Raw genomic sequence first — 21,968 nt, 5'->3', positions numbered from 1 at the left:
GAAGCCTAAACTATCTCCATCCAGGATCGGGAGAAGCGCGGATGCGCATCGCGGTGATCGGCGGCGGCCCGGCAGGCCTGTACTTCGCCATCCTGATGAAGCGGGATTTCCCGGGCTCGCGCATCACGGTGGTCGAGCGCAACCGGGCGGAGGACACCTTCGGCTTCGGCGTGGTGTTCAGCGACGCGACCCTCGACGCGTTCCAGCAGGCTGACGAGCCGAGCTACCGCGCCATCACGGCCAGCTTCGCGTACTGGGACGACATCTCGATTCACGCGAAGGGCCAGGAACACCGCGTCGGCGGCAACGGCTTCTGCGGCTGTTCCCGCCGCACGCTGCTGATGCTGCTGGCCGACCGGGCCCGCGCCCTCGGCGTCGAACTCGAATTCCGCCGCGAAGCCACGCCGGAGGATTTCCCGGACGCCGACCTCATCGTCGCCGCCGACGGCATCAACTCCCCGATCCGCGAGCGGTTCGCCGAGCATTTCCAGCCCGAGATCGACCTGCGCCCCAACCGCTTTGCCTGGATGGGCAGCACGCGGCCCTTCGACGCCTTCACCTTCTTCTTCAAGGAAACGCCGCACGGCATCTTCATCGCCCATTGCTACCAGTACGAGCCCGGCGCCAGCACCTGGGTCCTGGAAACCGACCCCGAGACTTTTGCGAGCGCCGGCCTGGACCGCATGGACGAAGCGGCCAGCGCTGCCTTTCTGGAAGGCGTGTTCTCCGAGGAATTACAGGGCCATCGCCTGATCACCAACCGCAGCACCTGGCGCCGCTTCCCCACCGTGAAATGCGCCCGCTGGGTGCGCGGCAACGTCGTGCTGCTCGGCGATGCCAAGGCCAGCGCGCATTTCTCCATCGGCTCCGGCACCAAGCTGGCGATGGAGGATTCCATCGCGCTGCACCAGTCCTTCCTGCGCCATGCAACGGTGCCGGAGGCGCTGCACGCCTTCGAGACCGGGCGGCGCGAGGATGTCGAGAAGACGCAGCACGCCGCCAACGTCTCCCTCGTCTGGTTCGAGCATGTGAGGCGCTTCTGGGACTTCTCCCCCACCCGCTTCGCCTTCGGCGTGATGACGCGCAGCAAGGCCATCACCTGGGACAACCTCGCCCTCCGCGCGCCGGACTTCGTGGCGGAGACGCAGCGCGCGGTGGCGGAGGAAGTGGGCGGCGATCCGCGGAAACCGCCGATGTTCCAGCCCTTCGCGCTGCGCGACATGCGGGTCGCCAACCGCGTCGTCGTCTCGCCCATGTGCATGTACTCCGCCACCGACGGCCTGCCGAACGACTTTCACCTCGCCCATTACGGCGCCCGCGCCGTGGGCGGTGCCGGGCTGGTCTTCACTGAGATGACCTGCGTCAGCCGTGACGCCCGCATCACCCCCGGCTGCACCGGGTTGTGGAACGACGCGCAGCAGGCCGCCTGGACCCGCATCGTGAAGCTGGTGCATGGCAGTTCCGCGGCAAGGTTCGCGCTCCAGCTTGGCCATGCCGGCCGCAAGGGTGCAACGAAGCTGATGTGGGAGGGCATGGACCAGCCGCTAGCCGAAGGCGCCTGGCCCCTCCTCTCCGCAAGCCCGACACCCTACCACCCGCACAGCCAAGTGCCGCGGGAGATGACGCGTACCGACATGGATGCGGTGAAGGCGGATTTCGTCGCCGCCGCCCGCCGCGGCATCGCCTGCGGCTTCGACATGCTGGAACTGCACTGCGCCCACGGCTACCTGCTGGCGTCCTTCCTCTCACCCCTGACCAACCAGCGCACCGACGAATACGGCGGCCCCATCGCCAACCGCCTGCGCTTCCCGCTGGAGGTCTTCGGCGCGCTGCGCGAGGCTTGGCCCGCTTTGAAGCCAATGTCGGTCCGCATCTCCGCCACCGACTGGGCGGACGGCGGGCTGACGGATGAGGACTGCCTCGCCATCGCCCGCGCCTTCGGGCAAGCCGGCGCGGACCTCATCGATGTCTCCACCGGCCAGACCGTCGCCGATGCCAGCCCGACCTATGGCCGCATGTTCCAGCTGCCCTGGGCCGACATGATCCGTAATGAAGCGGATATCGCCGTGATGTGCGTCGGCAACATCACCAGCGCCGACCAGGTCAACACCATCATCGCCGCCGGCCGCGCGGATCTGGTGGCGCTTGGCCGCCCGCACCTGACCGACCCGTCCTTCACGCTGCACGCCGCCGCGCAATACGGCGTCCGCGACCAGGCCTGCCCGCCGCAATACCGGTGGGGCCAGGATGCGGCGCTGCGCAATGCGGCGAAGGAACAGGCGGAGCTGCGCGAGCTGAAGCTGAAGGCCCGCCCCAAGACCCATGCACCGGTGCCGCATGCGCTGCCGCGCGCGGCGGAGTAAGTCGAACGGACCAGACCAGGTCAGCCGGGAATGCGGTGCATCAACATCCATGAGGCCGGAGCCCAGGTTTCCGAGCTCATCGAGCAGGCGGCGCGGGCCTAGGCCTTCACCGCCAAGGCCGGCAGGCCCATGGTCAAGGTCGTGCCGTTGGACGATGCCGATCGCGGTGGCACCATGGGTTTTCCCGCCGGTCGGATCCCGCTGCCCGAGGATGCCGACCGCACGGTCGCGGCGGAGATCGTGGCGCTGTTCACCGGCGTTGGATGAGCTTCTACCTGTTCGACAGGCACACCCTCGAACGCCTGCTCGCCGCTTGAACCCTCGCCTGCTCCGGAGGAGAGGGCTTTCGCCCCAACCTCAGCTGTTGATCCACGGCGCCCGGCGCCACAATTCCGCATACTGCGTCTGCGCCGCCCGCATCCGCGCCTCCCACGCCGCTCCCGGCTCCAGCGTCGGCTCGATGAATTGCGCCGCGAAGGTCTGCCGCGTCGCGGGGTCGGAGGCCGCCTCCTGCACCGCGTCGCGCAGCCGTTCCACGATGCGCGCCGGCGTCGCGGAGGGCACCACCAGGCCGCGCTCCGAATACATCTCGAAGTCCAGGCCCATGCTCTTGAAGGTCGGCACGCCCGGCGCGAAGCGGGTTTCCGCCGCGCCGCCATGGCCGATGAAGCGCACGCCGTCCGGGTTTGGCATCACCTCCCCCACCGAGACGCAGTTCGCCTGCACATGCCCCGCCATCAGCGCGTTCCGCTGGATCGGCGCGCCGGTGTAGTGGACGATAGTGAATCTTGCGCCGCTCAGCCGCGAGATCATCGCCAGCATCAGGTGGTCATCCGTGCCGATGCCGGAGGTCGAGATGGTGATCCCCTCCGGCTCCGCCAGCGCGCGGCGCACCAGGTCCGGCACGTCCTTGATCGGGCTGTCGGCGCGGATGATGAGGCCGGTCGGGTCCGTCATGATGTTGCCGATGAAGCCGAAGCTATCCAGCGAATACTGCGCCCGCCGTTCCACCGGCACGGTAACGAAGGACGGCATGTTGGTCAGCCCCATCACCAGCCCGTCCGGCCGCGCGCGGGAAACGTATGTCAGCGCCACCTCGCTCGACGCGCCCGGCCGGTTCACCACCGTGATCGGCTGGCCGAGCCGCGTCTCCAGGTGCTTCGCGAACAGCCGCGCGACGATGTCCGTGCCGCCGCCGGGCGCGAAGCCGACGACGAGTTCCACCGGGCGGTCCGGCCGCCAGGCATTGGCAAGGGCAGGCGCGGCGAGGGGGGCGGCGAGCAGCGCGCCAAGCGCGGAACGGCGGGTCAGCAGCGACATGCGATCCTCCTGTGCAGGTGGATCGTATGAAGGATGCGTGGCGTCCGGGGGAATGGTGCGCAGCGCGGCCGGCGGCGAAACCGGTAAAGCCCGCTTCGGCGGATGCTGTGAAGCAGTAAAGGCTTTACACGTGCAGGTAGCTGTCCCGCACCTGCGGCGAGGCCGCGAGATCGGCGCTCGTCCCGGTCCAGACCGTGCGGCCCTTCTCGATCACCACATGCCGATCCGCCAGGCGGGACACCGCGGCCAGGTTCTTGTCGATCAGCAGGATCGCCTGGCCCTCCGCCTTCAGCTTCGCCAGCACGGACCAGATCTCCGCCCGGATCAGTGGCGCCAGCCCCTCCGTCGCCTCATCGAGAATGAGCAGCCGCGGGTTGGTCATCAGCGCGCGGCCGATCGCCACCATCTGCTGTTCCCCACCCGAGAGCTTCGCACCCGGGTTGCGGCGGCGTTCCTGCAACCGGGGAAAGAACCCATAAACCTCATCCAGCGTCCAACGCGGTGCGGCGCGGCCGCTGCGGTTGGCCGCCGTCGCCAGCAGGTTCTCCTCCACCGTCAGGGTGGCGAACACCTGACGCCCCTCCGGCACCAGCCCGAGCCCGAGTTGCGCCACCCGATGCGCCGGCAGCCCGGCCACCGGCGCGCCATCCACCGCGATGCCGCCGCCCCAGACCCGCCCGCCGACGGAGGGCAGCAGCCCCATGATGGCGCGGATCGTCGTCGTCTTGCCCATCCCGTTGCGGCCGAGCAGCGTCACGACCTCCCCGGCACCGATCGCCAGCTCCACCCCGAACAGCACCTGGCTGCCGCCATAGCCGGCGGTGAGGCCTTGGAGGCTCAGCACGTCGCCTCATCCTCCCCGAGATAGGCCGCCTTGACCTCCGCATTGGCGCGGATCGCATCGGGCGTGCCGGTCGCGATGACGCGGCCATAGACCAGCACGGAAATGCGGTCCGCCATCGCGAACACCGCCTGCATGTCGTGTTCCACGAGCAGGATGGCGTAGCGGCCGCGCAGCCCGCGCAGGATGCCGATCAGCCGCTCCGTCTCCTCCGGCCCCGCGCCGGCCAGCGGTTCGTCCAGCAGCAGCAGGCGCGGCTGCGTCGCCAAGGCAATCGCCAGTTCCAACTGCCGCTTCTCGCCATGGCTCATCTCGCCCGCCGGGACTGCGGCGCGCGCAGCCAGCCCCACCTGGTCCAGCGCCTGCATCGCCGCCGCGTTCAGCCGCACTTCGCCGGCCGCCGGGCGAAAGAAGCGGAAGGAGGTGCCATCCCCTGCCTGCACCGCCAGCGCAGCATTCTCCAGCGCCGTGAAGTCCGGGATGATCGAGGTGATCTGGAAGGACCGCGCCAGCCCTAGCCGGGCCCGCCGGTGCAGCTTCAGCCGCGTGATGTCGCGCCCCTCGAACCGGATCTGCCCGGCATCCACCGGCAGCACGCCGCTGATCTCGTTGATCAGCGTGGTCTTGCCGGCGCCGTTCGGTCCGATCACCGCATGGATTTCTCCCGCCGCGACCTCCAGCGAGACGTCATCCGTCACCGCCAGCCCGCCGAAGCGCTTGCGCAGGCCTTGCAGCGAGAGCAGCGCCTCAGCCACGCCGCACCCCCCGCGCCAGAAGTCCGGACAGCCCGCCGGGCATGAACACCACCGCCAGGATCAGCAGCACCCCGAAGGCGATGCGCCAATGCTCCCACTGGTGGCTCAGCCATTCCTCCAGCAGCACGAAGCCGAGCGCGCCGAGCAGCGCGCCATGCAGCCCGGAGATCCCTCCGAGGATCACCATGAACAGCAGTTCGCCGCTGCGCTGCCAGGAGATGTAGGCCGGCGCCACGAACTCCGTCGCATTGGCGAACAGGAACCCCGCAGCACCCGCGATCGCCCCTGCGATGACATAGGCGACCAGCCGGTAGGGATAGGGCGAGAACCCCAGCGCCTGCGCCCGCAGCGGATTGCCTCGCACCGCCCGCAGCACGCGCCCGAAGCGCGATGCCAGCAGCATCCGGCAGACCAGCCACGCCAGGGTCAGCGCGCCGAGGCAGACGTAGTGGAAGCCGAGCCGGTCCGACAGGATGCGCGTGCCGACCACCTCGCTGCGCGCATACAGCGTGTAGCCATCGTCGCCGCCATAGCCGGAGAGCGACGAGGCCGTGAAGAACGCCATCTGCCCGAAGGCCAGCGTGATCATGATGAAGTGCACGCCGCTGGTGCGGATGGCGACCGCCCCCGTCGCCAGCGCGAACGCCGCCGCCGCCAGCATCGCCACAGGCAGCACGACCACCGCATCCACCACCTGCATGTCGTCCAGGATCACCACCGCATAGGCCCCGAAGCCGAGCATCGCCGCATGACCCAGCGAGACCAGCCCCGCGCCGCCGACAAGGAACGAAAGCGACACCGCCGCCATCGCCAGGATCATCGCGCGCGCCAGCAGCGTCAGCACATAGCCTTCGCCAAAACCGATGAAGGGGGCGATGCCGAGTGCGCCCAGCAGCAGCAGGGCAGGAGCCTCCCGGCGCAGCGCGCCCATCAGGATGCGCGCACCGGGAACAGCCCTGCCGGCCGGAAGGCCAGGATCGCGGCCATTGCGATGTAGATCAGCATCGAGGCCAGCGCCGCCCCCACCTGCCGCGCCGCCGAAGGCTCCATGAACCAGCGCATCAGATCCGGCATCATGGACCGTCCAAGTGTTTCCACGAGGCCAACCAGCAGCGCCGCCAGGAACGCACCGCGCACGGATCCGATGCCGCCGATGACGATGACGACGAAGGCGAGGATCAGCAGATTGTCGCCCATCCCCGGCTCCACCGACAGGATCGGCGCCGCCATCACCCCGGCAAATCCCGCCAGCATGGCGCCGAAGCCGAACACCACCATGAACAGCCGCCTGATATCGACGCCGAGTGCCGCCACCATCGGCGCATTCGTCGCCCCCGCGCGGATCAGCATGCCCACCTTCGTCCGCTCCACCAGCCACCACAGCAGCCCTGCCGTGGCGAGCCCGCCGGCGATGATCGCCAGCCGATAATGCGGATACAGCAGCCCCTGCATCACCTCGATGCCGCCGGTCAGCCCATCCGGCATCGGCACCTGCAACGGCGCGGAGCCGAACAGCGCCTTCACGCCATCATTCAGGATCAGGATGACGCCGAAGGTCGCCAGCACCTGCGCCAAATGGTCGCGGTCATACAGATGCCGGAAGACCAGGATTTCCAGCAGCAGCCCCACCGCCAGCGCCGCCGGCAGCGCCAGCAGCAGCGCCACCCAGAAGCTGCCCGACATCGCGGCGAAATACGCCGCAAGATAGGCGCCCACCATGTACTGCACGCCATGCGCCAGGTTGATGAAATCCATCACCCCGAACACCAGGGTCAGCCCCGCCGCGATCAGGAACAGCAGGATGCCGAGCTGCAGCCCGTTCAACCCCTGCACGAGCAGCAGCGTCAACGACATCCACGCACTCCAGAAAGCCCTCTCCCCCTTGGGGGGATCGACTCATGCGTCGAACAGTGGGTGAGGGGGTTAAGCTTGGTTGCTCAGGCCGCCGGCATCCGGCACTGCGCCGCGAACGGATCCGTCACGTTGTCGAACACCTTCCGCACATGCTCGGTCTGGAACTTCCCGTCCGGCCGCGCCGCCACCTTCGCCAGCCAGAAATCCTGCACCGGGAAGTGGTTCTCGCCGAAGGCGAAGTTGCCGCGCACGCTGCGGAAATCCGCCGCCTTGATCGCGGCGCGCAGCGCCCCCTTGTCGGCCAGGTTGCCGCCCGTCTTGCGGATGGCGCTGTCCAGCAGCATCGCGGCGTCATAGGCATGCGCCGCGTAGCTGGCCGGCACGTAGTTGAACTGCGCCTCGAAGTCGCGGACGAAGCGGGCGTTCGCCTCGCCCGGCAGCGTCGGTGTCCAGCTGGTGCCGGTCTGGAAGCCGACCGCCGCGGCGCCCTGCGCCGGCAACACGCTCTCATCGACCGTGAAGGCGGACAGGAAGGGAATGTTGGCGAGCCCCGCCTGACGGTACTGCCGCACCAGGTTCACGCCGAGCCCGCCCGGCATGAAGGTGAAGATCGCATCCGGTCGTGCCGAGGCGATGCGCGCGAGTTCGGAGGAGAAGTCCATCTGCGTCAGCGGGGTGAAGATCTCGTCCACCACCTCGCCCTTGTATTCCGACTTGAAGCCGGCCATCGCGTCGCGGCCTGCCTGGTAGTTCGGCGTCAGCAGCATCATCCGCTTGTAGCCGGCATCCTGCGCCGCCCGCCCCATCACCGCATGGTTCTGGTCGTTGACGTAGGAGGTCGCGAAGAAGAACGGATTGCAGCCGCGCCCGGCGAAGGGGGACGGACCGGCATTGGTCGAGATCAGGAAGGTCTGCTGCTCCGTCACCGGCCGCATCACCGCCGCCAGGATGTTGGAGAACACCACGCCCACCACGAAATCCACCTTGTCGCGCTCCAGCGCGGCGCGGACCTTGGTGACGGCGACATCGGGCTTCAGCTCGTCATCGATCTGGATGACCTCCGCCATGCGGCCGCCGAGCCTGTTCTCCAGATGCCGCATGCCGAGCAGGAAGCCGTCCCGCAGATGCGTGCCCAGCGACGCCGCCGGTCCGGTCTGCACCGCCACCAGCCCGATCTTCACCGGCGCCGCCTGCGCGCGCCCCACCGCGGGCATGGCAAGACCCGCCGCCGCCAGCCCCATCACATGCCGCCGGCCAATCTGGATGCTCATGTCGGTCTCCCTGTTCTTCCCAATATTTTAAGCTTCAAGCATCACGTCGATGCAAGCGATTTCGCACGCGCCACCATCCCGCTGTCCGGATCGGCCAGCGGCGCCAGCACCGTGAAGTGGTCCGCACCCGGCAGCACCTCGAACCCGCCAGCCCAAGCTGCCGCCATGTCGCGCGACTGCCGCAGGTATTCGTCGCTCTCCGCGCCGCCGACGATGCAGTGCAGGGCGCCCGCCGGCCGCGGCAGGAAGCGCGGCGACAGGGCGCGGGCCATCGCCGCATCCAGCCGCAGGGCCGTGCCGATGCTGGTGTGCCGCAGCGGCTCAAGCTCGAACACGCCGGAAATCGCCAGCCCCGCGCGCACCGTCCCCGGCTCCAGCGCCAGCAGCATCGCCGCCAGGTGCCCACCTGCCGAATGCCCTGCCGCCAGCAGTGGTCGGCCAACCCGCGCCCGCAGCATCCGCGCAGCCGCCCGCATCTGCGCCACGATGTCGGCGATGGTGACCGCCGGGCACAGATCGTAGGACGGCACCGCCACCGCCACGCCCTGGCCGTTCAGCCCGCGCGCGCAGTGTGACACCCATTCGCGTCCCAGCCCCTGCCAGTAGCCGCCATGAATGAACATTGCGATCGGCGTCGCCGCGTCGGCGCCCTCTGGCCAGAACAGGTCCAGCCTCTCCCGGGCCGCGGTGCCATAGGGCAGGTCCAGCTCCGCCCGCGCACAGGCCACCCGCCACGCCGCGGCATCCCGCTGCCAGGCCGCCAGGTGCGCCGGGTGTTCCGGCACCCGAGCCCGGTTGTTGTATTCGGCTTCCAGATTCATCACGCCGTATTGCACGCGCCCGCCATCATCCCGGCAACCCCGGAATCGCCGAAACGCACCGGCCCCGCTCCGCAAAGCGCCTGAAATCCGGCATGGTGCGCGGATGAAAGTCTATCTCGCCGGCCCTGACGTCTTCCTGCCCGAGGCCGCCGCCATGGCCGCCGAGAAGAAGCGCCTCTGCGCGCGCCACGGCCTCGAGGGCGTCTTCCCCACCGACCCACGCCCCGACCCTGCCGCCGATGCCGCGCAGGATGCCTGGTATGCCATCTACCTGCGCAACGAGGCGCACATCCGTGCCTGCGACGCCCTGATCGCCAACCTCACCCCCTTCCGCGGCCCCTCCGCCGATGCCGGCACGGTGTACGAACTGGGCTTCATGCGTGCCCTCGGCCGCCCCGTGTTCGGCTATACCAACGACACGGCGGATTTCGCCGCCCGCACGTTGCGCAGCCTCGGCCACCACGCCAGCCGCAACGCCGCCGGCCGCTGGGTCGATGGCGAGGGACTCGGGCTGGAGGAATTCGGCCTCACCGACAATTTGATGATCGATGGCGGCATCCGCGCCGCCGGCGGCCTCCTCATCCGCCGCCAGGTTCCGGAAGCCGATCGCTGGACGGATCTCGCGGGCTTCGAGGCCTGCCTCAAGGCCATTGCCCGTTGACACCCGCCCCCCGTCGCGCCGAGCCTTCCGGCCTGGCGGACGGAGACGACGGATGATGATGCGACGTTGGATGGCTGGCGCGGCGATGGCCCTTGCGATGGTGGGCGGCGCGCAGGCGCAGACCCTCACCATGGGCGTGCGGGCCCCGTTCAACATCGACCCGCACTTCATCTTCCTCGGCCCCAACATGGCGGCCTCCCGCCACATCTACGACACGCTGGTGAACCGCGACGCCGACAGCCGCTGGGTGCCCGGCCTGACGCTGTCCTGGACCGCCATCGCGCCGACGACCTGGGAGCTGAAACTGCGCCCGGGCGTCACCTTCCAGGACGGCACGCCCTTCACCGCGGAAGACGTCACCTTCTCCTTCCAGCGCATCCCCAACATCCCGGGCAACCCCGGCCCCTACACCCCCAACCTGCGCGGCATCACGCGGACGGAGGTTGTGGACCCGCTGACCATCCGCATCCACACCAGCCAGCCCAACCCGGTGCTGCCGGGCCAGCTCACCAACGTCTTCATCGTCAGCCGTCGCGCCGCGGAAGGCGCCGGCCCCACGGACTTCGCCTCCGGCCGCGCCGCCATCGGCACCGGCCCGTTCCGGCTGGAGCAGTTTCGCGGGCCGGAAGGCATGGATGTGGTCCGCAACGACACCTACTGGGGCGAGAAGCCGCATTGGGCGCGGGTTCAGATCCGCGTCGCCGGCAACGACGCATCCCGCACCGCGGCGCTGCTCGCCGGCGACCTGGACCTGATCGAGAACGTGCCGACCACCGATGCGGTGCGGCTGGAACGCTCCGACCGCGTCTCCGTCTTCAAGCGCCCCTCCGACCGCACCATGTTCCTGCTGCCGCATGTCGGCGCGGAGACGCTGCCGCTGATCACGGACAGCACCGGCCAGCCGCTCGACCGCAACCCCTTCCGCGATGTCCGTGTGCGCCAGGCCCTCAGCCTCGCCATCAACCGGGAGGCCCTGGTCTCCCGCGCCATGGACGGCCAGGCGGTCGCCACGGGGCAATTGGTGCCGGAGGGTTTCGGCGGCTACGACCCGGCCATCCCGACCCCCGCCTACGACCCCGACCGCGCCCGCGCCCTGTTGGAGCAGGCCGGCTATCCGGAGGGTTTCGGCTTCACCGTCGGCTGTTCCAACAACCGCTACGTCAACGACAACCGCGTCTGCCAGGCGCTCGGCCAGATGTTCACCCGCGCCGGCTTCCAGGCGAAGGTGGAGACGCAACCCGGCTCGGTGTTCTTCACCCGCACCCAGGTCGGCCGCAACGACGTGCCGCTGGTGCTGTTCGGCCAATCCTCCTCCTCCACCCGCGACGCGACGCATGTGCTGAGCCTCGCCATGCACAGCCAGCAGGTGTCGCGCGGCTTCGGCCAATCCAACCGCGGTGCCTTCAGTGACCCCGACCTCGACCGCCTGATCGAGGACGCCGCCTTCCGCATGGAAGGCGACCGCGAGGGGGCGCTGCGCATGGCGATGCGGGAGGCGATGCGCCTGCATGCCGGCATCCCGATCTACACCCAGATGACCATCGCCGCCGCCCGCCGCGGCATCGCCTACACGCCGAGGCTCGACGAACAGATGGTCGCGATCCACGCGGTGCCGGCGCGATGAGCGCACAGTCCGCCACCGGCCGCCCCACCATCGCCGGCACTCGCCACGCCATCAGCGCCGGCCACTACCTCGCCGCCGCCGCGGGTTTCGCCATCCTGGAAGCGGGCGGCAATGCGGTGGATGCCGGCTGCGCCGCCGGCCTCGCGCTCGGCGTGCTGCAACCGGATCTCGTCAGCGTTGCAGGCGTCGCGCCGATCCTGATCCGCAAGGCCGACGGCACGGTGGAATCCATCGCCGGCCTCGGCCACTGGCCCGCCGCCACGCCGCCCGACGTCTTCATGCGCGAGCACGGCGGAAAGATGCCGCCCGGCGTCCGCCGCATGGTGGTGCCCGCCGCCCCCGATGCCTGGATCCAGGCCCTGGCCCGCCACGGCACGATGACCTTCGGCGACATCGCCGCCGCCGCCATCCGCTTCGCCGCCGAAGGCTTTGCGTGTTATCCGCTGCTACGCGAAAGCATCGCGGCGCATGAGGCGGAGTACCGCACCTGGCCGCAGAACGCCGAGATCTTCCTGCCCGGCGGCAAGGTCCCGGTGCTCGGCCAGAAATTCGTCCAGGCCGACCTCGCCCGCAGCCTGTCCTACATGGTGGACCAGGAGAAGGCGGCGGCCGGGCAGGGAAGGGAGGCCGGGCTCCACGCCGCGCATGACGCCTTCTACAAGGGCGACCTCGCCCGCCAGATCGTCCGCTACGTCCAGGCCGAGGGCGGCTTCCTGTCCGCCACGGACATGGCCGATTTCCGCTCCCGCATCGAACCCGTCGTCTCCCGCCAGTGGCGCGGCCACGAGATCCTCACCTGCGGCCCCTGGTGCCAGGGCCCCGCGCTGACCGAGGCGCTGCTGATCGCCGAACGCCTCGGCCTCGACGGCCTGGCGCACAACTCGCCCGAATACATCCACATCATCGTGGAGGCGCTGAAGGGCGCGTTGGCGGACCGCGAATACCATTTCGGGGATCCCGCCATGGTGGACGTGCCGCTGGAGCAGCTTCTCTCGCCCGGCCACATCGCCGCCCGCGCTGCCGCCATCGACCTGAGGCGCGCGCACCCCGGCTTGCCCGAACCAATCCTCGGCCGCGGCAACGCGTTGCCCGAGGCGTCGCGCGCTGCCCTGCCGAAGGTCGAGGCCGACACCTCCTACGTCGCGGTCGTGGACCGCTGGGGCAACGCCTTCAGCGCGACACCCTCCGATGGCTCCTGGAACGTGCCGGTCATCCCCGGCACCGGTCTCGTCGTCTCCGGCCGCGGCACGCAGAACCGCCCGGACCCGTCGCACCCCGCCGGCGTCGCCCCCGGCAAGCGCCCGCGCCTGACGCCGAATCCGGCCATGGTGGTGACGAAGGATGGCGGGGTGATGCCCTTCGGCACGCCGGGCGGCGACGTGCAGATCCAGGCCATGCTCCAGGTCATGCTCAACATCCTGCATTTCGACATGGAGGTGCAGGACGCCATCGAGGCGCCCCGCGTCGCCAGCTATTCCTTTCCCTCCTCCTTCGCCCCCTACGAGTACTTTCCGGGTCGCCTCGCCGTCGAATCCCGCATCCCGGAATCGACCCGCGCGGCGCTCACCGCGCTCGGCCACGAGGTGAAGCCCTGGCCCGACATGACCTGGCTTGCCGGCAGCGTGGAGGTGGTGCTGGACGACCCGGTCTCCGGCCTGAAACGCGCCGGCGCCGACCCGCGCCGGCCTGCCTACGCCATCGCCATATGAGGTACCCGCGCCGCGCGGTGCTGGCGACGCCGGCCCTCGCGGCGCTGCCGGCCCACGCCCAAGCCACCCCCGTCGACCTCCTCCTCGTCCTCGCCATCGACGCCTCCGGCTCCATCGATGCCGGCGAATTCGCCCTGCAACGCGACGGTATCGCGGAGGCCATCGCCCACCCCACCGTCCTCGCCGCCATCCGGTCCCGCCCGCGCGGCGCGATCGGCGTCGCCCTGGTCGAATGGGGCTCGCCCGGCGGCGCCGCCACGGTTGTCGACTGGATGCGCGTGACCGACCCTGGCAGCGCGCAGGCCGCGGGCGACGCCATGCGTGACGCGCCTCGCTCCCGGCAATCCTACAACGCGATCGGCGACGCGCTGATCCACGCCACCGCCCTCATCGCCCGGGCCCCCTGGGCCGCCGAGGAACGCACCATCGACCTGTCCGGCGACGGCCCGGACATCCGCAGCCTCACACCAGCTCCCGTCGCGCGGGACCTCGCCGTGGCGCAGGGCATCATCGTCAACGGCCTGGCGATCGAGGCCAATTCCTCCTGGCGCGGCGGCCGCCTCAAGGCCGCCTATGAGCAGGACGTCATGGGCGGCCCCGGCGCCTTCGTCATGCAGGCGGAGGACCGCCGGGACTTCGCCCGCGCCATGCGCGCCAAGCTGATCCGGGAAGTTGCGCTGCACCAGGCCGGGGCAGCCCCCGCCTAGCCCGCAGGCACCCGCGCCACGCGGCCCGCCTGGCGGACGCCCTTCGCCCCTTCCCACTGCCGATCAATTCGCCCAAGGTCATTCCAACACGGGGGACAAGGCTGGACGTGACCGAACAGGCCCGCGCTTTTGACGAGATGCACGACAAGGACCAGTCCGTCCGCCCCGCCTATGCCGGCATCGAGGCCTGGCTGAAGGCCCAGGGGCTGGAAGCGCTGGCCGCCAAGCGGGCGGAGGCGGAAGCGCTGTTCCGCCGCGTCGGCATCACCTTCGCCGTGTATGGCGAGGGCGGTGACCCCGAGCGCCTGATCCCCTTCGACATCATCCCCCGCATCCTCGCCCGCGCCGAATGGGACCGCCTCGCACGCGGCCTGACCCAGCGCGTGCGCGCGCTGAACATGTTCATGGCCGATGTCTACGGTGCGCAGGAGATTTTGCGAGCCGGTATCGTCCCCTCCGCCCTGGTCCTGGGCAACGAGGCCTACCGGCCGGAGATGCAGGGCTTTCGCCCGCCTGGCGGCATCTACAGCCATATCTCCGGCATCGACCTGGTGCGCACCGGCACGGATGATTTCTACGTGCTCGAAGATAATTGCCGCACGCCCTCCGGCGTCTCGTACATGCTGGAAAACCGTGAGGCGATGCTGCGCCTGTTCCCCGGCCTTTGTTCCAGCCATCGCCTCGCCCCAGTGAACCACTACCCGGAAGACCTGCTGGAGACGCTGAAGGAAGCCGCGCCGCCGAACTGCCGCGGCGAGCCCTGCGTCGCCATCCTCACCCCCGGCCACTTCAACAGCGCCTATTACGAACACTGCTTCCTGGCCGACGAGATGGGCGTGGAGGTCGTGGAAGGCGCCGATTTGTTCGTGCAGGACGACGTGGTCTTCATGCGCACCACCGCCGGCCCCAGGCGCGTCGACGTACTGTACCGGCGCCTCGACGATGAATACCTCGACCCGAAGGTATTCCGGCCGGACAGCATGCTCGGCGTGCCCGGCATCTTCGCCGCCTACCGCGCCGGCAACGTGACCCTCGCCAACGCGCCCGGCGCCGGCATCGCCGACGACAAGGCGATCTACCCCTACGTGCCGGAGATGATCCGCTTCTATCTCGGCGAGACGGCGCTTTTGCAGAACGTGCCGACCTTCCTCTGCGAGCGGGAGGAAGACCGCGCCCATGTCCTCGCGAACATAGCGGACCTCGTCGTGAAGCTGGCGCGCGGCTCCGGCGGCTACGGCATGCTGATCGGCCCGCACAGCACGCCGGAACAGCGGGAGGAATTCGCGCGCCGCATCCTGGCCCGCCCGGCCGACTACATCGCCCAGCCCACCCTGGCGCTGTCCACCGTGCCCACGCTGTCGGGCGATACCATCGCCCCCCGCCATGTGGACCTGCGCCCCTATGTGCTGACCGGCAAGGAAGTCCGCATCGTCCCCGGCGGGCTGACCCGCGTGGCGCTGCGGGAGGGTTCGCTGGTGGTGAACTCGTCGCAGGGTGGCGGCACCAAGGATACCTGGGTGGTCGACGACGCGCCCCGGCAATCGCAGTCCCAAAGCCAGTCACAATCCGGCGGTGGTTTCCAGTCCCAGTCGCAATCCCAGTCGCAGGGGGGTTGACCGTAATGCTCTCCCGCACCGCCGACAGCCTGTTCTGGGTCGGGCGCTACACCGAACGCGCCGGCAACCTCGCCCGCGGCATGCAGGTGGCCCTCCGCATGGCCGGCCTGGGCTCCAGCCTCGGCGCGGAGGATGGGCTGGTCGATGAATGGCACAGCCTTCTCGTCGCCGCCGGCGCCGAACCCGGCTTCCTGGAAAACCATCCAGAAGTCACCGCGGAGGCGGTGATCCGCTGGCTGGCGCTGGACCCGAAGAACCCGTCCTCCATTGCCAACTGCATCGAGTCCGCCCGCGGCAACGGTCGCGCCGTGCGCACCGCGCTGACGGTCGACATGTGGGAGGCGCTGAACGACACCTGGCGCGAGATGCGCAACCAGGCGCCCACCGCCACCGATGCGGATCGCCTGCCCGCCTTCCTCGACTGGGTCCGAGCCCGCACGCTGCTGTTCAATGGCGCCGCGGCGGACACCATGCTGCGCGACGACAGTTGGCGCTTCGTGCATCTCGGCGTGATGCTGGAACGAGCCGACAACACCGCGCGGCTGCTGGACGCCAAGCACCTGGCACTGGATGGCGTGGGCGCCGATGGCGCCGTCGCCTATGCGCAATGGCAGGCGCTGCTGCGCAGCGTCTCCGCGCTGCGATCCTACCAATGGGTCTACCACACCCGCCTGCAATCCAAGCTGGTGGCAGACCTGCTGATCCTGAGGCCCGAGCTGCCACGTTCCCTGCTGGCCTGCCACGCCCGCGTCGCCCAGGTGCTGGACCGCATCGCGGACTCCAATGGCGGCCGCCGCGGCGAATGCCACCGCCTTGCGGCGGAGGCCCATGCGCGGCTGCGCGACACCAACATCGACCGCATCCTGCAAGGTGGGCTGCACCCGTTCCTGACCACGATGATCGACCGCAACCTCGACCTCGGGCGGGAGATCGCGGATTTCTACCTGAACGCATGACCTACTGTGTCGGCCTCCTCCTCGATGCCGGCCTGGTCATGCTATCGGATACCCGCACCAACGCCGGCGTCGACAACATCTCCGTCTTCGGCAAGACCTTCGTCGAGGAACAGCCCGGCGAGCGTGTGCTGGTCCTGCTGACTGCCGGCAACCTTGCCGTCACCCAGGCCGTGTGGAACCGGTTGCAGGAAGGCGTGCGCCTCGATGGCGAGATCACCACGCTCGCCCGTGTGCCCTCCATGTTCCGTGCCGCGCAACTCATCGGCGCCGCGGTGCGGGAGGTGTTCGAGGCCGATGGTCCCGGCCTGCGCAGCCAGGGCCTGAACTTCGATGTCTCGATCCTGCTCGGCGGCCAGATCGGCACGCAGCCGCCACGCCTGTTCCTGGTCTACGCCGCCGGCAACTTCATCGAGGCGACGCGCGACACGCCCTTCCTCCAGATCGGCGAGCACAAATATGGCAAGCCGATCCTGGACCGCGTGCTGGTCCCGGCGACGCCGCTGGCCGATGGCGTGACCCTGGCGCTGATCAGCATGGACAGCACGCTGCGCTCCAACCTGACCGTCGGCCTGCCGATCGACCTGACGGTGATCCGCCGCGACGCGCTGGCCATCGCCCTGCGCCGCCGCCTGACCGAGGAGGACCCGTACTTCGCCTTCCTGCGTCAGCGCTGGTCCGAAAGCCTGCGCGAAGCCTACCGCGCCCTGCCCCGCCCGGACTGGCTGAATCAATAGAAAACCCTCTCCCCGGGCGGGGGAGAGGGCTGGGCGAGGGGGCTGGCGCCCGCCTCAGTAGCTCGGGCGCACCGTCACCGTCGGCGGCGGCGCGGCCGGCGCCACGACGGTCGGCGAGGCCTGCGGCACCACCAGCGTCGCGGGCTGCTGCGGCGCGGCCGGCGTGCGCTCGACATAGGTGCAGGCGCTGACCAGCAGCGCTGCGCCGGCAGTCAGCGCCAGGCCGGTGAGGCGGGTCGGAAGGGCGTTACGCATGGGCTTTCTCCATTCTGGAAGCCCGCCATCAACCGCCAAGCCGACCATGTGGTTTCCGCATCGGCTTTGACGTTTTCGCGATGCAACGACCATGTCGGTTACGTCAAGGATTCGCCGCATCGTTGCAAAATCTCAAAGCATCGCGATCCGCAACACCCGAGACCCGGCAATGCGTTCCAGCCTCCACCGCCCCAGGAGGCTCCTCATGCGCCGCACCCTGCTTGCCCTGTCGCTGCTGCTTCCCTTGGCCCCCGCGCTGGCGCAGGAACGTGCCACCGGCAGCGTCACCGTCGAACAGCCTGCGCCTCAACCGCGCGGCTTCACCGTCGAACGTGACGGCCAGACCATCGTCACTCCGGTGCCGCCCGGCGGTGCCGTGGATATTCGCGGCGCCAACGTCGTCATCGAGGAAGGCCCGCAGACCACCAAGCTGACGGTGCAGAACGACGTGCTGTTCGACTTCGACAAGGCGGATCTTCGCCCGGAAGCGACCGAATCCCTGCAACGCGTCGCCGAGATCATCCGCCAGCGCCGCCCCCGCCAGGTCCGCATCCTCGGCCACACGGATGCGCTGGGCAGCGATGAGTACAATCTGTCCCTGTCCCAACGCCGCGCGCGCAGCGTCCAGCAATGGCTCGCGGCGAATGGCGGCGGCCTGCCGCCCATGCAGACAGAGGGTCGTGGCGAGGCCGAGCCGGTCGCCCCCAACACCCAGGACGGCCGCGACAACCCCGAGGGCCGCCAGCGCAACCGCCGCGTCGAAGTCCTGCTCGACCGCTGACGAAGCCCTCTCCCCCTGGTTCAGGGGAAAGGGTTGGGTGAGGGGGCCTGCGACCCCGGGGGGCTATGAACGCCGAGCCGCCGCCCCCCTCTACTCCAGCACTTCCTCGACTTCCGGCGCATCCGCGCGCCCATACAGATAGAACCCCTGCGGCCGGTCCGGCGTCCAATCCGGATCGTCCCAGGCGATCATCTTCCCCGGGTTCAGCAGGCCGTGGGGATCGGCTTCGCGCTTGAACTCAAGCTGCTCCCCATCGATCCGCTTCATCCCACCTTCCTCCAGCGTGAAGGTATGCGGATTGAAGATCGGCGCGCCCGCATCCTCATGAATGCGGATGATCTCCTGCAGCCGTTCCTCCGTGGTGAAGCGCACAAGCTGCAATCCAAAGCAGGTCACAACGCCACCAAGCCGCACGAATTCCAGATGCATCGGCACCTCGTCGCCGAACTCCCGCTCCATCTTGGCAATCAGCTCGAAATGGTGCGGCGTCGGGAACAGCGTCTGCAGATAGGTCAGGCTGCGATCCACCTTCAGCGCCTGCAGGGTCGTGTGATTCCAGGTGAACTCGTACAGCGGCGTCTCCGCCTGTTCGGTCGGCACGGCATAAAGCTGCGTGCCGCCGAAGCGCGCCAGCAGCGGCGCCAGCAGGTCGAGGAACGGCTCCGCCACCATCACCATCGCGCAGGCCATTCCCGGGGGCACGATCGGCTGGAACAGCTTGAAGTAGGTCTGCGCCACCCCCGGCGCGACGACGCCCGCCATCTTCTTGGCGATCCCGTCGCTCGCCACCAGCGCCTCGCAGAACCGCGCAGCGGACAGCGTGTCGGGAAACCCCGCCAGCACGTCCACCCAGTCCCAGGCCGGCGCCAGCGGCATCTCCACCTCGGTGATCACGCCGTTCGTGCCATAGGCGTGGTTCGCCTTGTCGATGTCGGTGCCGCGCAACTCCAGCACGCGCGGCTCCGCCTCCATCGTCACCACGCGCAGGCCGAGGATGTTGCCGAACTCCCGCAGTTTGCCATAGGTGCACGACCCGATGCCGGAGGATCCGCCGGCGATGAACCCGCCGATGCTGGCCGTGCGCTTGGTGGAGGGGTGGAACCGCAACTCGCCGCGCACCTCCCGCCGGGTCACCGCATCCAGGTCGATCAGCTTGCACCCGGCCTGCGCCCGCACCACGCCCGGCTTCACCCAGACCATCTGGTTCAGCCCCATCAGGTCCAGCACGATGCCGCCCTTCAACGGCATCGCCTGCCCGTAATTCCCGGTGCCCGCGCCGCGCGGCGTCAGCGGCACCTGGTGGCGCACGCAGGCGGCCATCACCGCCATCACCTCCGCCTCGTTCTTCGGGCAGGCCACGGCTTCGGCCGTCACACCGTTCAACTGCCGCTTCAGCACCGGCGAGTACCAGAAGAAATCCCGTGACCTTTGCCGCACCAAAGCGGGATCGGTGATCCATTCGACAGATGGCAGCTCGGCCATCACGGCGGCGACGCTCATGCGGGTGTCTCCAGCGGAACGAAATCTCGCATCTTGCCGGGGTTCAACAGCCCCAGCGGATCGGTGCGCTGCTTGAAGCCGAGTTGGTCGCCCGGCACGCGGCGGTAGTTGCTGCCTTCCTCGATGGTCAGGACATGCGGGTTGGCGATGCCGATCCCCTGCGCCTCGAAGGCCGCCATGATCTCCGCCAGCCGCTCCGCGGTGGTCCAGCGGATGACGGGCAGGGCGGACATGGTGATGCGGCCGCCGAAGCGGACGCATTTGGTATGCATCCACACCTCGTCCCGGAACGGCTCCCGCACCGCCTCCACCGCCTCCAGCGTGCCCTCGAAGGGGAAGCGGCATTGCAGGTAGGTGACGCCGCGATCGCGCTTCAGCACCTGCAGGGTCGTGTGGTTCCAGCAGTATTCGTAGAACGGCGTCTTCTCCGCGTCGCGCTCCGCCTCCACCGTCGACTGCTCCGCGACGATGGTCCCCCCATGCTCGGCTGCCAGGTCGCGCAGCGCCCGCATCCCCGATGGCGCCACCATCACCAAGGCCAGCGCATGGCCCGCTGGCACCGCATCCGCGATGGCCCGGAAGAACGGCGGGAACTGGCTGTCGAAGACGCCGCACATCTTCTTCGGGATGCCGTCCGCGAAGGCCAGCGCCAGCGCGAATCGCGCGGCTGCGGGAAACGCCGGGAACGCCACCGCCACGTCGCGCCAGTCCTGCGCCGGCGTCAGCGGCAGGAACAGCCGCGTCAGCACGCCGGTCGTGCCATAGGTGCGGTTCACCGGCGCGGCCTCGTCGCCCTCCAACTCCAGCACCACCGGCGGGTCCTGCATGGTGGCCACGCGCGCACCGAGCAGATTGCCGCGTTCCCGCAGCGTCCCATGGCTGATCCCGCCGACCCCCGCGCCGCCCCCGGCGACGAACCCACCAATCGTCGCCGTGCGCTTGGTGGAGGGCCAAAGCCGCAACTCCCACCCCCGTTCCCGCGCCCACAGGTCGAGGTCGATCATCTTCGCCCCGGCCTCCACCTCCACCACGCCGTCGCGCAGCGCCAGCGGCCGGTCCATCGCCGTCATGTCGAGCACCACGCCGCCCTGCATCGGCACGCATTGCCCGTAGTTGCCGGTTCCGCCGCCGCGCACCGTCACCGGCACGCGCGCCGCGCGCGCCGCCGCCAGCACCCGCAGCACCTCCGCCTCGTCCCGCGGCCGCGCGAAGATCTCGGCGGATTTGCCGTCCAGCTGCGCCTTCAGGATCGGGCTGTACCAGTAGAAGTCGCGGCTTTTCTGCCGCAGCAGCGCGCGGTCCGTCGAAAGCTCAATGCCGTCCAGCGCGGCGGCCAGGGCGCCGATGTCAGCCATGGGGGTTTGGCTCGCTGGCCAGGAACGCCTCGGCGTCGAACGCTGAAACCTGCGCCCACAGCGCCGCCATGCGCTCCGCCGCGAAGTCCAGCAACTGCTCGCCGATCTCGGCGGTGGCCAACGACGCATCGCCGACCGCGCCGGCCGGGTTCAGATCCTGCGCCTGCCAGGCCAGCGGCGCCCCCGCATCCGGCGCCATCCCCGGCGCCGCATTCGCCACGCCCTGCCACCGGCTGACGAAGTTCCGGGCATTTTCCATCTGCACCAGGTCCGGTGTCAGGGCGAGCATGACCGAAGTCTCGTCCCGCCCGGCATGGATGCCGTACTTGCCTTCCACGGCATCCTTCAGCGCCTCCGGCTTCCCCATCCGCGCCCACATGGCGTTGATCGCCAGGATGCCATGCTGGATGCGGATGCGCCGGCAGGCGATGTCCAGCACCGAGACATTGCCGCCATGGCTGTTCACCACCACCAGCCGCTTCACCCCGGCCCGCGCCACGCTGGCGCCCATATCCGTCACCAGCGCCAGCAGCGTCTCCGGGCTGGTGGTGATGGTGCCGGGGAAGCGCAGATGCTCCACCGAATTGCCCACGCATTGTGTCGGCAGCACCAGCACCGGCAGGTCCGCCGGAATAACCTTCAGCGTCCGCGCCACGACGCCCTGGTTGATGGTGGTGTCCACCGAGACTGGCAGATGCGGCCCATGCTGCTCGATCGAGGCCACCGGCAGCACCGCGACGGTGTTCGGCGGCAGGTCGCGGAAGGCCGGCCAGGGCAGGTCCTGCCAGAAACGGGTGGGTAGCGCGGCCATGGCGGAACCTCTCGGGGCAGGGCGGAGATGGGGT

Annotated in this window: 21 protein-coding genes; 10 read left to right on the top strand and 11 right to left on the bottom strand. The window is 69.4% G+C overall.

Translation table 11 applies throughout. The annotated features are described in order from the left end of the window. Positions 1–41: 41 nt before the first annotated feature. Together ACLF3G_RS03460 and ACLF3G_RS03455 are read left to right on the top strand one after the other, a co-directional pair. A complete protein-coding gene (locus ACLF3G_RS03460) occupies positions 42–2,363 on the top strand; it encodes a bifunctional salicylyl-CoA 5-hydroxylase/oxidoreductase (RefSeq protein WP_430667920.1) in 2,322 nt (773 codons plus the stop codon). A 129-nt stretch (positions 2,364–2,492) separates the two neighbouring features. Next, positions 2,493–2,630 (top strand): hypothetical protein, encoded by a 138-nt coding sequence (locus ACLF3G_RS03455; protein ID WP_430667919.1) that lies wholly within the window; start codon positions 2,493–2,495, stop codon positions 2,628–2,630. Positions 2,631–2,720: 90 nt separating this feature from the next. On the opposite strand, the gene ACLF3G_RS03450 is transcribed toward ACLF3G_RS03455, so the two are convergent. The 7 genes from ACLF3G_RS03450 to ACLF3G_RS03420 all read right to left on the bottom strand — a co-directional run bounded on the left by ACLF3G_RS03450 (position 2,721) and on the right by ACLF3G_RS03420 (position 9,225). Continuing rightward, positions 2,721–3,683: a tripartite tricarboxylate transporter substrate binding protein gene (locus tag ACLF3G_RS03450; protein WP_430667918.1), complete on the bottom strand. Its 963-nt coding sequence runs from the start codon at positions 3,681–3,683 to the stop codon at positions 2,721–2,723. A gap of 124 nt (positions 3,684–3,807) precedes the next feature. Beyond that, positions 3,808–4,527, bottom strand: coding sequence for an ABC transporter ATP-binding protein (locus ACLF3G_RS03445; protein WP_430667917.1), 720 nt, complete (start codon positions 4,525–4,527; stop codon positions 3,808–3,810). Beyond that, entirely contained in the window at positions 4,521–5,279 is a 759-nt protein-coding gene (locus ACLF3G_RS03440) for an ABC transporter ATP-binding protein (RefSeq protein WP_430667916.1), read from the bottom strand. Before ACLF3G_RS03440 ends, ACLF3G_RS03445 begins: the two co-directional genes overlap by 7 nt. After that, complete coding sequence (locus ACLF3G_RS03435) at positions 5,272–6,210, bottom strand: branched-chain amino acid ABC transporter permease (RefSeq protein WP_430667915.1); 939 nt, start codon at positions 6,208–6,210, stop codon at positions 5,272–5,274. Before ACLF3G_RS03435 ends, ACLF3G_RS03440 begins: the two co-directional genes overlap by 8 nt. Continuing rightward, the gene (locus ACLF3G_RS03430; RefSeq protein ID WP_430667914.1) at positions 6,210–7,133 is read right to left on the bottom strand and encodes a branched-chain amino acid ABC transporter permease; all 924 of its coding nucleotides are present in this window, start codon (positions 7,131–7,133) and stop codon (positions 6,210–6,212) included. Before ACLF3G_RS03430 ends, ACLF3G_RS03435 begins: the two co-directional genes overlap by 1 nt. Positions 7,134–7,216: 83 nt before the next feature. Next, entirely contained in the window at positions 7,217–8,404 is a 1,188-nt protein-coding gene (locus tag ACLF3G_RS03425; RefSeq protein ID WP_430667913.1) for an ABC transporter substrate-binding protein, read from the bottom strand. Between the two features lie 41 nt (positions 8,405–8,445). Continuing rightward, complete coding sequence (locus tag ACLF3G_RS03420; RefSeq protein ID WP_430667912.1) at positions 8,446–9,225, bottom strand: alpha/beta hydrolase; 780 nt, start codon at positions 9,223–9,225, stop codon at positions 8,446–8,448. 103 nt (positions 9,226–9,328) lie between these two features. Here ACLF3G_RS03420 and ACLF3G_RS03415 point away from each other — a divergent pair, with 103 nt between their 5' ends. The 7 genes from ACLF3G_RS03415 (at position 9,329) to ACLF3G_RS03385 (ending at position 17,232) form a co-directional block, all read left to right on the top strand. Then, positions 9,329–9,886, top strand: a complete 558-nt coding sequence (locus tag ACLF3G_RS03415) for a nucleoside 2-deoxyribosyltransferase (protein ID WP_430667911.1) — start codon at positions 9,329–9,331, stop codon at positions 9,884–9,886. 52 nt (positions 9,887–9,938) lie between these two features. Further along, a complete protein-coding gene (locus tag ACLF3G_RS03410; RefSeq protein WP_430667910.1) occupies positions 9,939–11,510 on the top strand; it encodes an ABC transporter substrate-binding protein in 1,572 nt (523 codons plus the stop codon). Then, positions 11,507–13,219, top strand: coding sequence for a gamma-glutamyltransferase family protein (locus ACLF3G_RS03405; RefSeq protein WP_430667909.1), 1,713 nt, complete (start codon positions 11,507–11,509; stop codon positions 13,217–13,219). The genes ACLF3G_RS03410 and ACLF3G_RS03405 overlap by 4 nt, the downstream gene beginning before the upstream one ends. Further along, entirely contained in the window at positions 13,216–13,926 is a 711-nt protein-coding gene (locus tag ACLF3G_RS03400; protein WP_430667908.1) for a DUF1194 domain-containing protein, read from the top strand. Before ACLF3G_RS03405 ends, ACLF3G_RS03400 begins: the two co-directional genes overlap by 4 nt. 107 nt (positions 13,927–14,033) lie before the next feature. Then, the gene (locus ACLF3G_RS03395; RefSeq protein ID WP_430667907.1) at positions 14,034–15,542 is read left to right on the top strand and encodes a circularly permuted type 2 ATP-grasp protein; all 1,509 of its coding nucleotides are present in this window, start codon (positions 14,034–14,036) and stop codon (positions 15,540–15,542) included. A gap of 5 nt (positions 15,543–15,547) precedes the next feature. Next, positions 15,548–16,498, top strand: coding sequence for an alpha-E domain-containing protein (locus ACLF3G_RS03390; protein WP_430667906.1), 951 nt, complete (start codon positions 15,548–15,550; stop codon positions 16,496–16,498). A 38-nt stretch (positions 16,499–16,536) separates the two neighbouring features. Further along, positions 16,537–17,232 carry a peptidase gene (locus ACLF3G_RS03385; protein ID WP_430667905.1) on the top strand — a complete coding sequence of 232 codons (696 nt, stop codon included), beginning with the start codon at positions 16,537–16,539 and terminating at the stop codon, positions 17,230–17,232. A gap of 54 nt (positions 17,233–17,286) precedes the next feature. On the opposite strand, the gene ACLF3G_RS03380 is transcribed toward ACLF3G_RS03385, so the two are convergent. Then, on the bottom strand, positions 17,287–17,487 hold the full coding sequence (locus ACLF3G_RS03380; protein ID WP_430667904.1) for a hypothetical protein: 201 nt from the start codon (positions 17,485–17,487) through the stop codon (positions 17,287–17,289). A gap of 205 nt (positions 17,488–17,692) precedes the next feature. Here ACLF3G_RS03380 and ACLF3G_RS03375 point away from each other — a divergent pair, with 205 nt between their 5' ends. Further along, positions 17,693–18,268, top strand: coding sequence for an OmpA family protein (locus tag ACLF3G_RS03375; protein ID WP_430667903.1), 576 nt, complete (start codon positions 17,693–17,695; stop codon positions 18,266–18,268). 90 nt (positions 18,269–18,358) lie between these two features. On the opposite strand, the gene ACLF3G_RS03370 is transcribed toward ACLF3G_RS03375, so the two are convergent. From ACLF3G_RS03370 to ACLF3G_RS03360, 3 genes are read right to left on the bottom strand one after another with little or no spacing between them, the layout of a single operon-like run. Further along, on the bottom strand, positions 18,359–19,768 hold the full coding sequence (locus tag ACLF3G_RS03370) for an FAD-binding oxidoreductase (RefSeq protein ID WP_430667902.1): 1,410 nt from the start codon (positions 19,766–19,768) through the stop codon (positions 18,359–18,361). After that, positions 19,765–21,123, bottom strand: coding sequence for an FAD-binding oxidoreductase (locus tag ACLF3G_RS03365; RefSeq protein WP_430667901.1), 1,359 nt, complete (start codon positions 21,121–21,123; stop codon positions 19,765–19,767). Before ACLF3G_RS03365 ends, ACLF3G_RS03370 begins: the two co-directional genes overlap by 4 nt. Further along, the gene (locus tag ACLF3G_RS03360; RefSeq protein ID WP_430667900.1) at positions 21,116–21,934 is read right to left on the bottom strand and encodes a creatininase family protein; all 819 of its coding nucleotides are present in this window, start codon (positions 21,932–21,934) and stop codon (positions 21,116–21,118) included. Before ACLF3G_RS03360 ends, ACLF3G_RS03365 begins: the two co-directional genes overlap by 8 nt. Positions 21,935–21,968: the final 34 nt, after the last annotated feature.

Origin of the sequence: Falsiroseomonas sp. HC035 (assembly GCF_050563525.1) — a bacterium.
GTDB lineage: Bacteria > Pseudomonadota > Alphaproteobacteria > Acetobacterales > Acetobacteraceae > Falsiroseomonas.
The sequence above is the reverse complement of the archived record's forward strand: the minus strand, read 5'-3'. Positions and strand labels throughout refer to the sequence as shown.